13 protein-coding genes are annotated in these 13870 nt (G+C 49.3%); 9 read left to right on the top strand and 4 right to left on the bottom strand.

Translation table 11 applies throughout. The features are described from left to right. Positions 1-80: 80 nt before the first annotated feature. Positions 81-944, bottom strand: a complete 864-nt coding sequence (locus tag WQ57_RS10955; RefSeq protein ID WP_046523809.1) for an RsfA family transcriptional regulator — start codon at positions 942-944, stop codon at positions 81-83. A 268-nt stretch (positions 945-1212) separates the two neighbouring features. Here WQ57_RS10955 and WQ57_RS10950 point away from each other — a divergent pair, with 268 nt between their 5' ends. The 3 genes from WQ57_RS10950 (at position 1213) to WQ57_RS10940 (ending at position 3465) form a co-directional block, all read left to right on the top strand. Beyond that, complete coding sequence (locus WQ57_RS10950; protein ID WP_046523891.1) at positions 1213-1434, top strand: YuzB family protein; 222 nt, start codon at positions 1213-1215, stop codon at positions 1432-1434. A 213-nt stretch (positions 1435-1647) separates the two neighbouring features. Then, the gene (locus tag WQ57_RS10945; RefSeq protein ID WP_046523808.1) at positions 1648-2925 is read left to right on the top strand and encodes an HD domain-containing protein; all 1278 of its coding nucleotides are present in this window, start codon (positions 1648-1650) and stop codon (positions 2923-2925) included. A 33-nt stretch (positions 2926-2958) separates the two neighbouring features. Then, positions 2959-3465, top strand: a complete 507-nt coding sequence (locus tag WQ57_RS10940) for a YwgA family protein (RefSeq protein ID WP_046523807.1) — start codon at positions 2959-2961, stop codon at positions 3463-3465. Positions 3466-3661: 196 nt separating this feature from the next. Here WQ57_RS10940 and WQ57_RS10935 read toward each other — a convergent pair whose 3' ends face one another. Further along, on the bottom strand, positions 3662-3847 hold the full coding sequence (locus tag WQ57_RS10935; protein WP_046523806.1) for a 2-hydroxymuconate tautomerase: 186 nt from the start codon (positions 3845-3847) through the stop codon (positions 3662-3664). Between the two features lie 123 nt (positions 3848-3970). On the opposite strand from WQ57_RS10935, the gene WQ57_RS10930 reads away from it, so the two are divergent. Both WQ57_RS10930 and WQ57_RS10925 read left to right on the top strand, forming a co-directional pair. Further along, a complete protein-coding gene (locus WQ57_RS10930) occupies positions 3971-4615 on the top strand; it encodes a site-2 protease family protein (protein ID WP_046523805.1) in 645 nt (214 codons plus the stop codon). Positions 4616-4627: 12 nt separating this feature from the next. Then, positions 4628-5143 carry a YwhD family protein gene (locus tag WQ57_RS10925; RefSeq protein ID WP_046523804.1) on the top strand — a complete coding sequence of 172 codons (516 nt, stop codon included), beginning with the start codon at positions 4628-4630 and terminating at the stop codon, positions 5141-5143. Positions 5144-5884: 741 nt separating this feature from the next. Here the strand turns inward: WQ57_RS10925 and WQ57_RS10920 are convergent. Then, positions 5885-7948 carry a transglycosylase domain-containing protein gene (locus tag WQ57_RS10920; protein WP_046523803.1) on the bottom strand — a complete coding sequence of 688 codons (2064 nt, stop codon included), beginning with the start codon at positions 7946-7948 and terminating at the stop codon, positions 5885-5887. 500 nt (positions 7949-8448) lie between these two features. Between WQ57_RS10920 and speE the strand changes: the two genes are divergently transcribed. The 4 genes from speE (at position 8449) to argS (ending at position 12750) form a co-directional block, all read left to right on the top strand. Continuing rightward, complete coding sequence (gene speE / locus WQ57_RS10915; RefSeq protein WP_046523802.1) at positions 8449-9276, top strand: spermidine synthase; 828 nt, start codon at positions 8449-8451, stop codon at positions 9274-9276. 16 nt (positions 9277-9292) lie between these two features. Beyond that, entirely contained in the window at positions 9293-10165 is an 873-nt protein-coding gene (gene speB / locus WQ57_RS10910) for an agmatinase (RefSeq protein ID WP_046523801.1), read from the top strand. A 474-nt stretch (positions 10166-10639) separates the two neighbouring features. Next, complete coding sequence (locus tag WQ57_RS10905; protein ID WP_046523800.1) at positions 10640-11083, top strand: YwiB family protein; 444 nt, start codon at positions 10640-10642, stop codon at positions 11081-11083. Beyond that, positions 11080-12750, top strand: a complete 1671-nt coding sequence (gene argS / locus WQ57_RS10900; protein WP_046523799.1) for an arginine--tRNA ligase — start codon at positions 11080-11082, stop codon at positions 12748-12750. Before WQ57_RS10905 ends, argS begins: the two co-directional genes overlap by 4 nt. Positions 12751-12901: 151 nt before the next feature. Here argS and uvsE read toward each other — a convergent pair whose 3' ends face one another. Next, positions 12902-13858 carry a UV DNA damage repair endonuclease UvsE gene (gene uvsE / locus WQ57_RS10895; RefSeq protein ID WP_046523798.1) on the bottom strand — a complete coding sequence of 319 codons (957 nt, stop codon included), beginning with the start codon at positions 13856-13858 and terminating at the stop codon, positions 12902-12904. Positions 13859-13870: the final 12 nt, after the last annotated feature.

Below are 13870 nucleotides of genomic sequence, written 5' to 3'. Positions count from 1 at the left end.
TCGTAGGTGTTCACGGCCTGCTTTGGTAGGGGATGGTGCTGCCTTCTCCAAACCTTTTCTATCAAAAATAAGAGATTGCCTTATTCGGCGACTTTTTCGAGATTTCCGTTGCGGTCCATTTTGAACTTTGTTGCTGAGCGCTCTTCTTCCTCAAACAGCACGAGCTTGCGCGCCCTGTTCATGATCTCGATCAGTGTCTCGTAATCTTCCTGCATCGTTTTCGCTTTGTCCTCGAGCTGCTGGATTTGTTTCTTCAGCTCTTCATTTTCCTTCCGGATGCCTGCCATCTCGCGCTGCAATCTTTCATTCTCGCTCTTGTAGATATCCGCATGGAAAGTGGTGCTGTTCATATTCTGCAAAAAGGCGATTACATGGCCAAGTGTCATGCGGCTTTGCTGCTGCATGGCAAGGGCGGGCTGGGACACCTGCGGCGGCACGGGCTGCTGTTCTTCAAGTTCAGACTCGGAAACTTCCGGGGCCTGGGCTGCGGGTTCCGGCCCACTCTCCGAATTGGAATCTTGTAAAAGCATCGACTCTTGCAAATTCTGCAATCCGTCAAGGCCATACTTATCCTGCATTTCCAGCGTGTCTAGCTCAGCTGGCGGCAGTGTCAGCTCGGCGGACATTTCGGCCGGCTGGATGCCAATCTCGTCGAGGGTCGGCACCGGCGGGGAATAGAGCAGCTTCTTCTTTCCGCCCTGGTCCTTCCCGAGAACTCTTTGGCGCTGCTTCCGCTGTTTCTTAGCCAGCTGCAGGGCCTTTTCATAGCGGTGGCGGACAACGGCATTCCATCTGAAGCCGCAGGCCGCCGACGTGCGGTCAAGCTTGTCTCCGACTTCCTCAAAAGCATTGAGCTGCGTACTTCCTTCTCTCACGTGGCGCAGCACCGTTTCAGCAAGCAATAAATCATTTTCTTCCGTCCAGGCATCCTGGCGAACTTTCATATTTCTTCAACTCCCTGTAAAATATTGGTCAATGGATGAATGTCTAGTCCAAGCTTGCCCGGATTTTACAAGGTTTATACATTCCTGATTAGCAGGATAGTAGATTTTTTCCAGGTTTTTCATAGAGAAATGGTGAGTGTACCCCTGAATGTGCGGAAAAAGGCCCCGGTTGCATCAGTCAGCGATATTATGTAGAATAGCCTTTAGCGAGTCCGGCTCGGGATGGGCCGGTGCGACCGTGATTTTTTAGGAGAAAGGGTTGTCCACGATGGCAAATGAATTTCGTGTTTGTGACGACTGCCAGGCCGTTAATATAAAGACGCTGATTCCGAAGCTGAAGGAAAAGGATCCTGAAGCCAAGATTGAAATAGGATGCCAGTCCTACTGCGGACCGGGCCGAAAGAAAACCTTCGCGTTCGTCAACAATCGTCCGGTGGCTGCATTGACAGAGGACGAACTGATGGAAAAGATCGATAAAAAGCTGAAATAAGGAGTCGCCTTTAAGCCGCCGTGTTTAAAGGTGACTTTTTTCATTGAAGGCTCGGAGATTTAAAACTATAAAAATGGCAAAAATTTTCACCTTGGCCGCCATAAGGACTGGCGCCGTTTTTGTAAAAAATTGTAGAAATTTGCAGGATTTCAAGGTGAAGTGAAAGGGAAAAGAGGCTATAATAGATACATGTTAACAAGGGAGTAGAAACCAATGGCGTATTCGGCGGAAAAACTGAATGAAGAAAAGGTGTTTAAAGACCCGGTCCACCGCTACATCCATGTCCGGGACAGGGCGATCTGGGATTTGGTCGGAACAAAGGAATTCCAGCGCCTGCGTCGGATCAAGCAGCTTGGAACCACATATTTGACCTTCCATGGCGCCGAGCACAGCCGTTTCAACCACTCGCTTGGCGTCTATGAGATTGTGCGCCGGATTGTGGATACGGTGTTTGCCGGCAGGCCGGAATGGAACGAGGAAGAGAGGCTGCTCAGCCTTTGTGCCGCCTTGCTGCACGATTTGGGGCACGGACCTTTTTCCCACTCGTTCGAGAAAGTGTTTGACCTCGACCATGAGAATTTCACGCGCGCCATCATCCTCGGGGATACCGAGGTGAACAAGGTGCTGACGCGCATCAGCGCTGATTTTCCAAAGAAAGTCGCCGATGTGATTGCCAAGACCTATGAAGACAAGCTGGTCGTCAGCCTGATTTCCAGCCAGATTGATGCCGACCGCATGGATTATTTGCAGCGCGATGCCTATTTTACCGGCGTCAGCTACGGGCATTTTGACATGGAGCGCATTTTGCGTGTCATGAGGCCAAAAGAAGACCAGGTCGTATTCAAGCAAAGCGGGATGCATGCCGTCGAAGACTACATAATGAGCCGCTACCAAATGTACTGGCAAGTGTATTTCCATCCGGTTACCCGGAGCGCAGAAGTGATCCTGACGAAAATTCTCCATAGAGCGAAGCATCTCCATGAGCAAGGCTATTCCTTCAAGCATATGCCGCTCCACTTTTACTCACTGTTCGAAGAAAAGGTGACACTCGAAGACTATCTGAAATTGGACGAAGGCGTTTTCCTTTATTATTTCCAGATTTGGCAAGAGGAAGAGGATGAGGTGTTAAAGGATCTTTGCTGCCGGTTCATCAACCGGAATTTGTTCAAGTATGTCGAGTTTGATCCGGCCAGGGAATATAAGAAGCTCGCAAAGCTGTCACAGCTTTTCGTTGAAGCCGGGATTGACCCTGAGTATTATCTCGTTGTGGATTCATCGTCCGATTTGCCATATGACTTTTACCGTCCGGGAGAGGAAGAAGAGCGCCTGCCGATCCATTTGCAAATGAAGAATGGCGAGCTGCGCGAGCTTTCACGGGAATCCGAAATTGTCGATGCGATTTCCGGCAAACGGCGGACGGACCATAAATTGTACTACCCAGCCGACTTCGTGTCGGGCAGCGAGGAGATTAGGAAGCTCCTTGAATTGTAGGCAATGGAGATTAGATACAGGAGTTGACTAGTTTTGTTAAAAGATCATGCTAAAATCATTCATGCGATCGCGCTGTCGGGAGAGGTCATCGGCCGGAAAAAGCTGCAGAAAATGATCTATATTGCCAAGAAAATGAATTTTCCCTTCCAGGAGCGTTTCCAGTTCCATTTTTACGGGCCATATTCCGAGGAATTGACGCTTCGGGTCGAGGAGCTGTGCAACATGGGTTTCCTGAACGAAGTGAAAGAGCAGAAGGGCGGCTATTACCAGTACCGCTATACGCTGACAGAAGCTGGCGAAGAGTTCCTGGGCGAGCACAGCGTGGACATGCCTTGCCTCGGCGACTGCCTGGGGGACATCAACAGCCAGAATGCCAGATTCCTTGAGCTGGTCTCCACGATTTTGTATTTTGACAGCCTGCCGGAAGACGAAGTGAAGGAAAAGGTGCTGACGGTAAAAAAGAGCCAGAAATACACCGACGAAGAATTCGCGAACGCCTATCAATATATTGAAAATTTAAAGGGAATGGCCAGGCAATGAGATTGCCTGGTTTTTTTGTTGGGAGACGGCTGCAGAAAGTGAAATCAGGAATAAATCAACTGAAATCAGGATTAAGTCGAGGTTAATCAGGAATAAATATTACGTAATCAGGAATAAAACGCGGTTGATCAGGAATAAAATGCATTTGAAAGAGTTCAATACTTTAAAAATAAAAAAACCCCTTAAAAAAGGGGTTCTACTCGTCACTCAGCCGTTTTCCGCCTACGGCATAGTGGCTTTTTTCCATTTCTTCGATGAAAACGACGACTTTTTCCTTCGAAGCACCGGTGGTTTCGACAACGGCGTCGGTCACTTTTTCAACAAGTGCCCGCTTTTGGTCGTCGCTGCGTCCGGAAAGCATTTTTACGGTTACATATGGCATAATGTTCCCTCCTTGTTATGATGGCTTGATAAAAGTTTTCCATAATTCGGGGAAATGTGCAAGTTTTCCATTTTGGCATGGATAAGGTATACTTGAAGCATCTATGGAACGGGGGAAAATGGCATGTGGTTTTCACTTGAGCAGTTGCCTTATATCGCAGTGACGCTGATTATCGCCTTTACGCTCCACGAACTGGCCCACGCCTATGTGGCCTACAAGTTCGGGGACCCTACTGCGGCCAGACAGGGGAGACTGACGCTGAACCCGCTCAAACACTTGGATCCAATTGGAACGATCCTGATTTTCATTGCCGGATTCGGCTGGGCGAGGCCTGTGCCGGTGAACCGCTTTTTCTTTAAAAACCCGCGCCTTGCAGGGGTACTCGTGTCGGTCGCCGGGCCGCTGAGCAACTTTCTGCTGGTCGTGCTTGCCTACTTCTTTGTCTATGGCATGGGAGCAGCTGGTCTGGGGGAAGCCATGCCGGAGTTTATATTTGAATTTCTCAACATGTTTATTCGCCTGAATATGGTGCTTTTTGTGTTTAATCTGCTGCCGCTGCCACCACTTGACGGCTACCGGATTATTGAAGATTTGGCGCCGGCGAATATCCGGGCCAAGATGACGCAATATGAGAATTATGGCTCAATCATTTTTCTGATCCTTGTAATCACACCGCTGTATCAGTATACTATCGGACCCGTGATGCATACTGTTATTCCCTTCCTAATTAACACATTAAATACATTTTTCCAATTGCTTTTACGCTAGGAGGTTATCGTGATGGATGAAAAAAAGAAGAAACCTATTGGATTTAATATCATAAAACCAGATCCGATGGACGGCCATAAGGGATTTGGAAAAGGCAGCCTGAGCCTTGACAATGTTTCGCCGGTCATCGTCGATGTGGAAGCAGGCGAGGCACAGGTGGATGTAGGCGCGATGCACGCCCGCAGCGTTGTGGAAAAGGGAATCAAATTCCTGCCAAACCGCGATGAAGTGCCGGATGCGAAGCTTTATTGGGTTGTCTGGGTGACCATTGACCGCGGGGAGGAAGGGCCTTACTACGCCGGCGTCACAGCCTGCGAAATGACGGTAAACCGTGAAATCCGCCGCGGCTACAAGTTGCTGCCGGAGCATGTGAACCGACTTGACAAGTCGATCAAGCGCCACATCATTGTCGACCATATGGATGATAAGTCTAAGAAAATACTGGCCGACTACCTGCAAAACCATGATGCCGGCATGTGGGAAAGGTCAACTGCAGAATTGAAAACAGGGTTGAATGCCGGGCAGTAAGGTGGGGTTGTCAGAATGTTGTAAAAATTCAAACTTGAATTATCTCACTTGCCCAAATCCTAGGAAGAATGTAAACTAATAACAGCGTTGGACACGCGTTTTTAACAAGGACAGGAGACCCCCCGGATTCGGACGTCCGGGGGGTCTCCATTTTTTTTGGTTTTATTTTTGGGAAAAGGGTGCTTGTTTGCTTGATGCTGTTTCTATTGTCTGGTTACGCTGTTTTATTGTCCGGAAATACACTTTTATTGTCCGAAATGCTCGTTCTATTGTCGGGCATCGCCTTTTAATTTGCCAAAATAGTGGTTCTATTAGCCGCAGCATTTTCTATTGTCCAGACACGCTGTTTTATTGTCCGGAAACATACTTTTATTTTCCGAAATGCTCGTTCTATTGTCGGGCATCGCCTTTTAATTTGCCAAAATAGTGGTTCTATTAGCCGCAGCATTTTCTATTGTCCAGACACGCTGTTTTATTGTCCGGAAACATACTTTTATTGTCCGAAATGCTCATTCTATTGTCGGGCATCGCCTTTTAATTTGCCAAAATAGTGGTTCTATTAGCCGGTGCATTTTCTATTGTCCAGTTACGCTGTTTTATTGTCCGGACCCACACTTCTTTTGTCCGAAATCAGCATTCTATTTGCCGCAAAACGAATTTAATTAGCAGAACTCCCTCAATATTTGCAGAGAACCCTCATTTATTTGCACCACACCTCAAAATGAAAAATCCTCAAACTTACTATCTTCCAAATATTCGCCTATACCAGGGCTTTTTCTCACGCTTTTCGTGATGCATTTCTTCTTCCCCTTCATGATGCTGGTCCAGATGCTCGTTACAATATTCCTGCGGCTCTGTTCCTTCAATAAAATGGGTCATTACCTTGACCGGGCATCCTTCGGTGGCCAGTTTGCCGTTCTCCGGGTTGATGTAGACGCCGACTGTTCCTTTGGCGGCTTTGAATTTTTTCACTGGCTCGTCTTTCAGGGCATTTTCCATAAAATTAAGCCAGATGTTTTTGCTGTAGCCTTTTTCGGCCGGCAGTTCGATTGGTTTCCCTTTATCATAGCCAGTCCAGACGGCGGCCACAAGCTGCGGAGTATAGCCAATCATCCAGCTGTCCGTATTGGTGGAGCCCGACTTTCCGGCATATGGGCGGGAGATTTTGTCGGACATCGAGCTGCCTGTCACGGAGGCGTAGCCATTCAGATTTTCATCGAACATTCCGGTCATCATATGGTTCATCACCGAAGCCAGCTCCGGCTGCAGTACATGTTCGCCATCAGGTTTATGCTCGTAAATTACGTCGCCATTATGGCTTTCGACCCGCTGGATCAGGACCGGGTCCAGCTGTTTGCCGCCATTGGCAAGCATGCTGTAGGCATTGGCCATTTCAATCACCCGGACGCCCGAGGTGCCGAGCGCAAGGGAAGGGACCTCCTCCATTTCCGACTTGATGCCAAACTTTTTCGCTGTTTCCGGAAGCACATCCTCTCCAAGGAACAGATGTGTCTTCACGGCGTAGACATTGTCGGACAAGGCCAGGGCCTGCGCCATCGTGATGTCGCCCTCGGCATATTTATTGTTGAAATTATGCGGCGTATAATCAGCTGTGCCGTCTTCAAAACGGAAGGTCGTCATTTCGCTTTTCATCATAGTTGCCGGCGTGAAACCTTGCTCAAGGGCCGCGTAATACAAAATCGGTTTGATCGTCGAGCCTGGCTGGCGCACGGCCTGGGTCGCCCGGTTAAAAGAACTTTCTTCGTAGCTGCGGCCACCGACAAGTGCTTTGACATGGCCTGTTTTCGGGTCCATGGCGACAAACCCTGTTTGGATTTCCGAGTCCTTCGAGATCATGTTCTCCACTGCCTGTTCAGCCATCTCCTGCTGCTTGAGGTTCAGTGTCGTGTACACTTTCAGCCCGCCAAGCTCGATCGTACGGTCATCAAGTCCCAGTCCATTTTTAAGCGCCTGGCGCACGGCATCCTGGAAATAGGGGGCCTGGCCAAGAATCTCGCGATGCTGACCAACCAGCACCAACTCCTCGGCGGCTGCTTTTTCGGCACGCCTGCTGTTGATATAATCTTTGGAAACCATCGCGCGCAGCACGGTTTCCTGGCGGCTTTCCGCTTTTTCAAGCGACGCGAATGGCGAGTAAATGCCCGGTCCCTTGGGAATCCCGGCTAGCATCGAAGCTTCAGCCAGGGAGAGTTCGCGGGCGTCCTTGCCAAAATAATACTGGCTGGCAGCCTGGACACCGTAGGCGCCGTTTCCGTAATAAATTGTATTTAAATAGCCTTCAAGAATTTCATTTTTCGAGTAATTGACCTCAAGACGGAAGGCATAGAAAGCTTCCGCAATCTTGCGTCTCCACGTTTTATCATGCCCGAGGTAAAGGTTCCTGGCATACTGCTGGGTGATCGTGCTCGCTCCCTGCACCTTGGACATCGCTTTTATGTCGGCAATCACGGCGCCGGCAATCCGTTTATAATCAAACCCGCTGTGCGCGTAAAAATTCCGGTCTTCAATCGAGATGGTCGCCTTCACCAGCTCAGGTGAAATTTCCTTGAGCGGGACCCAGTAGCGCTTCTGGCCATTATGGCTTTCGCCGATCACCGTGCCGTCATCCGCCATGTACAAAGTCGACTGGGGAACGGCAAGCGGCGGCGGTCCAAGCAGCTTCACATAGCCAATCAGCAGGAAATAGGCAAGCATCCCGACCGCCGCAGCAATCAGGCCAATAAAAAGCAGCGCCCGGAAAATCTTCGCACTCTTCCTGAACCGCTGGTTAGTCATCAGTTCCATAGCTTGCAACCCCCTTTTAGGATAGGCTGTGTTAAAAGACATTATATTTTTCAAAGTCTGCTGATTGAAGTGGAAGGTGCGAGACTCCTCGAAAATGCTACCGCATTTTCTCGTGCGTGGGCGGATTCAAGGAAGCTCATTCAAAGTCCTGCGGGAGTACGGGTCAGGGGAGACCCCGCAGGTGCGGATGCACCGAGGAGGCTCCCCGGGCCGCCCGCGGAAAGCGAAGCACCTGGAACGGAAATCAGCAGCCTAAATTAACACAGCCATAGATAAAAAGATAATATTATCCAGTATGAAAGAGTTTGGCCTCTTTTAAACGCTGGGAAAATATTAATATTGACATTTTTAAAAATTGCTTGCATTTTCGCGTGATTCAACTATACTTTTTCTGTGTTTGTCTCCAGAAATTAATGTTTTTTATTGACAGCATGGGGAAACATAAACTGGAAGAGCAGTATTTATGAACGAGACTTTTAACCGAAAGGAATGAAAATAAAATGGGTCTTTGGTTTACAGAAAAACAGACTGAGAACTTTGGAATTACAATGAAGGTGAATCGCACGTTACATACAGAGCAAACCGATTTTCAAAAGCTTGATATGGTGGAAACAGAAGAGTGGGGCAATATGCTCCTGCTTGACGGCATGGTCATGACTTCGGTCAAAGATGAATTCGTTTACCACGAAATGGTGGCGCATGTTCCATTGTTTACGCATCCAAATCCTGAGAACGTCCTTGTTGTCGGCGGCGGCGATGGCGGTGTCATCCGTGAAGTGCTGAAGCATCCTAGCGTGAAAAAGGCGACACTTGTCGATATCGATGGCAAGGTAATCGAGTATTCCAAGAAGTTTTTACCGGAAATTGCCGGCAAGCTTGACGATCCGCGCGTGGATGTACAGGTGGATGACGGCTTTATGCATATCGCAAAAAGTGAAAATGAGTACGATGTGATCATGGTGGATTCCACCGAGCCGGTTGGCCCTGCGGTAAATCTGTTCACGAAAGGCTTTTACGCGGGCATCTCAAAGGCACTGAAGGAAGACGGCATCTTTGTTGCGCAGTCGGACAACCCTTGGTTCAAGGCTGACCTGATCCGCGATGTCCAAAGGGATGTAAAAGAAATCTTCCCGATTACACGTCTCTATATCGCGAACATCCCGACCTACCCAAGCGGCATGTGGGCGTTCACAATCGGAAGCAAAAAGTATGATCCGCTGGAAGTGAGCGAAGACCGTTTCCACGACATCGAGACAAAGTATTATACAAAAGAACTTCACAAAGCTGCATTTGTTCTGCCTAAATTCGTCGGCGACCTTGTGAAGTAAGGAAAGAGGGTTTAGCATGCGTTTTGATGAAGCTTATTCTGGCAATGTGTTTATCGGGATGAATTCCGATTTTAATGAAAGCAAGGTTGTTCTGTACGGAATGCCGATGGACTGGACCGTCAGCTACCGCCCGGGTTCCCGTTTCGGCCCGGCGCGCATCCGCGAAGTGTCTATCGGCCTCGAGGAGTACAGCCCGTACCTCGACCGTGAGCTGGCCGATGTGAAATATTTTGATGCCGGCGATATCCCGCTGCCGTTCGGCAACCCGCAGAAGAGCCTCGATATCATTGAGGATTTTGTTGGCAAGCTGATGGCGGAAGACAAGTTTCCGCTTGGCATGGGCGGGGAGCATCTTGTGTCCTGGCCGGTCATGAAGGCTGTTGCCGCGAAGTACAAGGACCTGGCGATCATTCATATGGACGCCCATACCGATTTGCGCGAGCATTATGAAGGCGAGCCGCTTTCGCATTCGACGCCAATCCGCAAGATCGCCGAGAAGATTGGGCCGGAGAATGTCTATTCGTTTGGAATTCGCTCTGGTATGAAGGAAGAATTTGAGTGGGCCAAAAACGCTGGCATGCATATTTCCAAGTTTGAGGTGCTTGAGCCGCTGAAGGAAATCTTGCCGAAGCTGGCCGGCCGCCCGGTGTATGTGACGATCGACATCGATGTTCTCGACCCGGCGCACGCGCCAGGCACAGGCACGGTGGATGCAGGCGGCATCACATCGAAGGAATTGCTTGCCTCCATTCATGAAATTGCCCGCTCACAAGTGAACGTTGTTGGCGCCGACCTTGTCGAAGTCGCGCCAATCTACGACCACTCCGAGCAAACAGCCAACACCGCCAGCAAGCTCATCAGGGAAATGATGCTGGGGTTTGTGAAGTAAATGGGCTTAAACTGGTAAGGACAATAAATTAGGCAAGGAAAAAACTGCGTTTTTATCTAAAAATCGCAGTTTTTTTATTGTTAATCCTAAGTAAATGAACATGTTTTTGATATGATGGTTGAAAAATAAACGGAAGGATTCCGTTTAAATAGGGAAATACTCATATTTCCCTAAAAATAAGAGGAGTTTTTCCGTTTATATTATCCCAATGCTTCGTTTTTGTCTTAGTTAGGGCAGTTAATCTGAATATCTCCGCTTATATTTGATACTTAAGCTTTCATTCTTACATTAGCCGGAAATTCTCCGTCTATGTATTCTCATACTTACACGAAAAGCAACAATAAATCATAACAGAGCCTATTAGGTTAATTGGGGCCGTTTTTTTATACCCGTGCCCTTGAGATTTTTCCAGCGAATATTTATACTATTGGTTTATAATAAGAAAATAAGCAATGTCTAAAAGGATGTGTTGACGTGGCGACGAGGCCCGCGGACCAGAGTCCTGTGAAAGTGAAGGTGACAACGGCCATTGATGACGGAAAGCAAAAGGAGACTTTTGAACTGACCACTTTTGGCCGATATTATAAAAAGGGCAGCAGTTCGTATCTGCAATACGATGAGATGATGGAGGAAGGCACGGTTCACACGACTGTGAAGATCAAGGACCGGGAAGTGCTGATTCTTCGTTCGGGTGTGGTTTCCATGCGGCTGCATTTTCTGCTGGATAAAAGAACGCCGGGGAACTACCAGTCTCCTTACGGCCTGCTTCAGACAGAGGCCGATACGAGGCGGATGGATATCGATTTTAAAGAAGAAAGCGCAGAAGGCAATATTGAAATTTTATATGAATTCATCATCCAGGGTTCGCCTGCAGGTACATACCAGATGAACATCGATTACAAGGAGGAGCGGAAATGAACATAGTCGAGCAAGTCCAGAACAAGCTCAAGGAAGAAATCAAACAAGCCGTTTTGAAAGCGGGTCTTGCACAGGGAGAGCAGATCCCGTCCGTTGTGCTCGAGCTGCCAAAGGAAAAGGCGCACGGCGACTATTCGACCAATATGGCGATGCAGCTGGCGCGCGTTGCGAAAAAGCCGCCGCGCAAGATTGCCGAAGAGCTGGTTGAGAGCTTTGATAAAAGCAAGGCATCGATTGAAAAAATTGAGATCGCCGGACCAGGCTTCATCAATTTTTATATGAACAACAGCTATCTGACCGACCTGATTCCAACGATTCTGGGAGCTGGGTCCAAGTACGGGGAGACCAATGTCGGGGCCGGCGAGAAAATCCAGGTGGAGTTTGTTTCCGCGAACCCGACCGGAGACCTGCATCTTGGCCATGCTCGCGGCGCGGCAGTAGGGGATTCCCTTTGCAATGTGCTCGCGAAAGCTGGCTATGATGTATCGCGCGAATACTACATCAATGATGCCGGCAATCAGATCAACAACCTTGCTTTGTCTGTTGAGGCCCGCTACTTCCAGGCGCTTGGCCAAGACAGGGAAATGCCTGCGGACGGCTACCATGGCGCCGATATTGTCGGCATTGGGAAAAAGCTGGCCGAAGAGCATGGCGATAAATTCGTCAACATGCCGGACGAGCAGCGTTTCGAGACGTTCCGCGACTACGGCTTGAAATACGAAATGGAGAAGCTGAAGCGGGATCTTGAAAACTTCCGTGTGAGCTTTGATGTCTGGTATTCGGAAACGTCTCTGTACCAGAACGGCAAGATTGATACGGCATTGGCCGCTTTGCGTGAAAAAGGCCATATCTATGAAGAAGACGGTGCAACCTGGTTCCGTTCGACCACGTTCGGCGATGACAAGGACCGCGTTCTCATTAAGCAGGACGGCTCCTACACCTACTTGCTTCCGGATATTGCCTACCACAAGGACAAGCTTGAGCGCGGCTTTGAAAAGCTGATCAACATCTGGGGTGCCGACCACCATGGCTATATTCCGCGGATGCGTGCAGCGATACAGGCGCTTGGCTATGAAGGCGATGCGCTTGAGGTCGAAATCATTCAGCTGGTCCACCTTTATAAAAATGGTGAAAAGATGAAAATGAGCAAGCGGACCGGAAAAGCGGTGACGATGCGCGACCTGATCGAAGAAGTCGGCCTTGATGCGACACGTTATTTCTTCGCAATGCGCAGCGCGGATACGCATATGGACTTTGATTTGGACCTGGCGGTGTCCCAGTCCAATGATAACCCGGTTTACTATGCGCAGTACGCTCATGCCCGTATTTGCAGCATCCTGCGTGCAGCCGAAGAGCAGGGCTTTACCGTTGATGAAAAGGCTGATTTCAGCCTGGTTGGCGCTGAAAAAGAGGTTGATTTGCTGAAGAAGCTTGGCGAGTTCCCGCAGGCGGTGGCCGAAGCGGCCGTGAAGCGTGTGCCTCATCGCGTGACCAATTATATCTTTGAATTGGCCTCCGCGTTCCACAGCTTCTACAATGCGGAAAAAGTGCTGGATGTTGAGCAGAAGGAGCGCACAGCCGCCCGTCTTGGACTGGTGCAGTCTGTTCAAATCACCTTGAAAAATGCTTTGAGCTTGATTGGAGTTTCAGCTCCGGAGAAAATGTAAAACAGGCTAGAGGCCTTCCCAAGTTTGGGAAGGTCTTTTTTTTGGTGGTTTATTCCCCGTACAGGGAATAAAAAATACCCGCCCGCCTATAAAAACAGCCTTTTTAGACACTAGGATACAGAAAACCCTGCATTATGCGATGCAGGGCTTCTTATTTCCACTCCAAAACCCCTCCGCCAATCCGCTTGACGCCGCGGATCTTTGCCAAATCCTCGATCAGTTGCAGACAGGCCTGGTCTTTGCGCTTTGCTTCGATCATAAAATCGACATCGGCACCGATCCGGCGCAGCACCGGGAGCAGGGGCTGCAGGAACTCGGGGTCGACATAATCGGCATGCGAGCGGTAGGCCTTCTCCGTCTTTGGGGATGAGATGTGGATTTTGGGCCTGAGTCCAATCCTTTCCCATGTGGCGAAGCCGGCGGTCAGGAGGTCCTCAAGCTCCATTGAGCCAGGATTGGCCATATGGTGGTGATAATCGAACATCAGCGGCACATTTTCTTTTTGGCATGCCGCGAGGGTCTCGTCGCCATGATAGGTTTTATCATCGTTTTCAAGCGTCATCCGCTCTTTGATGTGCAAGGGAAGCTTCTTCAGGTTCTCATGAAACCGGAGGATGGTTTCCTCCTTGTTGCCATAAGCCCCGCCGATATGGATGTTAAGGACGCCGTCGTTTTCAAGGCCCATTGCTTGAAGCATGCTGTAATGGTATTCCATGTCGATCACGGCATTGTCTGTCACCTCGGGCCGGGGGGACGTAAACAGGGTATATTGGTTGGGATGGAAGCTCGTCCTGAGCCCATTTTCCCTGACCAGTGTCCCAATTTCCCGCCACTGTTCCAAAAACGGGTTCACAAAATCCCATTTGACCTCGGGGTGGGTGGCCAGCGGGGCGATTGAGCTTGAAAACCGGTAAAGCGGCAGGCCGTACGCCAGGTTGTAATAAATCATTCTCTTTGTGCTATCGAGGTTGGAGCGCGTGATCCTGTGCAGCTTGTCGAGACGCTCTTCCTTCGGCATCTGGCCGTAGCGGGCGAAGGTCATTGTTCGGGAAGGAGATGCTTCCCAAAGGGAAATTGCTGTTGATACATAACCGAACCGTATAATCATCATAAAACCTCT

This window comes from Mesobacillus campisalis (assembly GCF_000986785.1).
Classification (GTDB): Bacteria; Bacillota; Bacilli; order Bacillales; family Cytobacillaceae; genus Mesobacillus_B; species Mesobacillus_B campisalis.
The sequence above is the reverse complement of the archived record's forward strand: the minus strand, read 5'-3'. Positions and strand labels throughout refer to the sequence as shown.

Coding starts and splice junctions, on each gene's coding strand:
- speB (WP_046523801.1), top strand. CDS start 9,293: ATGCGTTTTGATGAAGCTTATTCTGGCAATGTGTTTATCGGGATGAAT.
- WQ57_RS10950 (WP_046523891.1), top strand. CDS start 1,213: ATGGCAAATGAATTTCGTGTTTGTGACGACTGCCAGGCCGTTAATATA.
- WQ57_RS10935 (WP_046523806.1), bottom strand. CDS start 3,847: ATGCCATATGTAACCGTAAAAATGCTTTCCGGACGCAGCGACGACCAA.
- WQ57_RS10945 (WP_046523808.1), top strand. CDS start 1,648: ATGGCGTATTCGGCGGAAAAACTGAATGAAGAAAAGGTGTTTAAAGAC.
- speE (WP_046523802.1), top strand. CDS start 8,449: ATGGGTCTTTGGTTTACAGAAAAACAGACTGAGAACTTTGGAATTACA.
- argS (WP_046523799.1), top strand. CDS start 11,080: ATGAACATAGTCGAGCAAGTCCAGAACAAGCTCAAGGAAGAAATCAAA.
- WQ57_RS10920 (WP_046523803.1), bottom strand. CDS start 7,948: ATGGAACTGATGACTAACCAGCGGTTCAGGAAGAGTGCGAAGATTTTC.
- uvsE (WP_046523798.1), bottom strand. CDS start 13,858: ATGATTATACGGTTCGGTTATGTATCAACAGCAATTTCCCTTTGGGAA.
- WQ57_RS10925 (WP_046523804.1), top strand. CDS start 4,628: ATGGATGAAAAAAAGAAGAAACCTATTGGATTTAATATCATAAAACCA.
- WQ57_RS10930 (WP_046523805.1), top strand. CDS start 3,971: ATGTGGTTTTCACTTGAGCAGTTGCCTTATATCGCAGTGACGCTGATT.
- WQ57_RS10955 (WP_046523809.1), bottom strand. CDS start 944: ATGAAAGTTCGCCAGGATGCCTGGACGGAAGAAAATGATTTATTGCTT.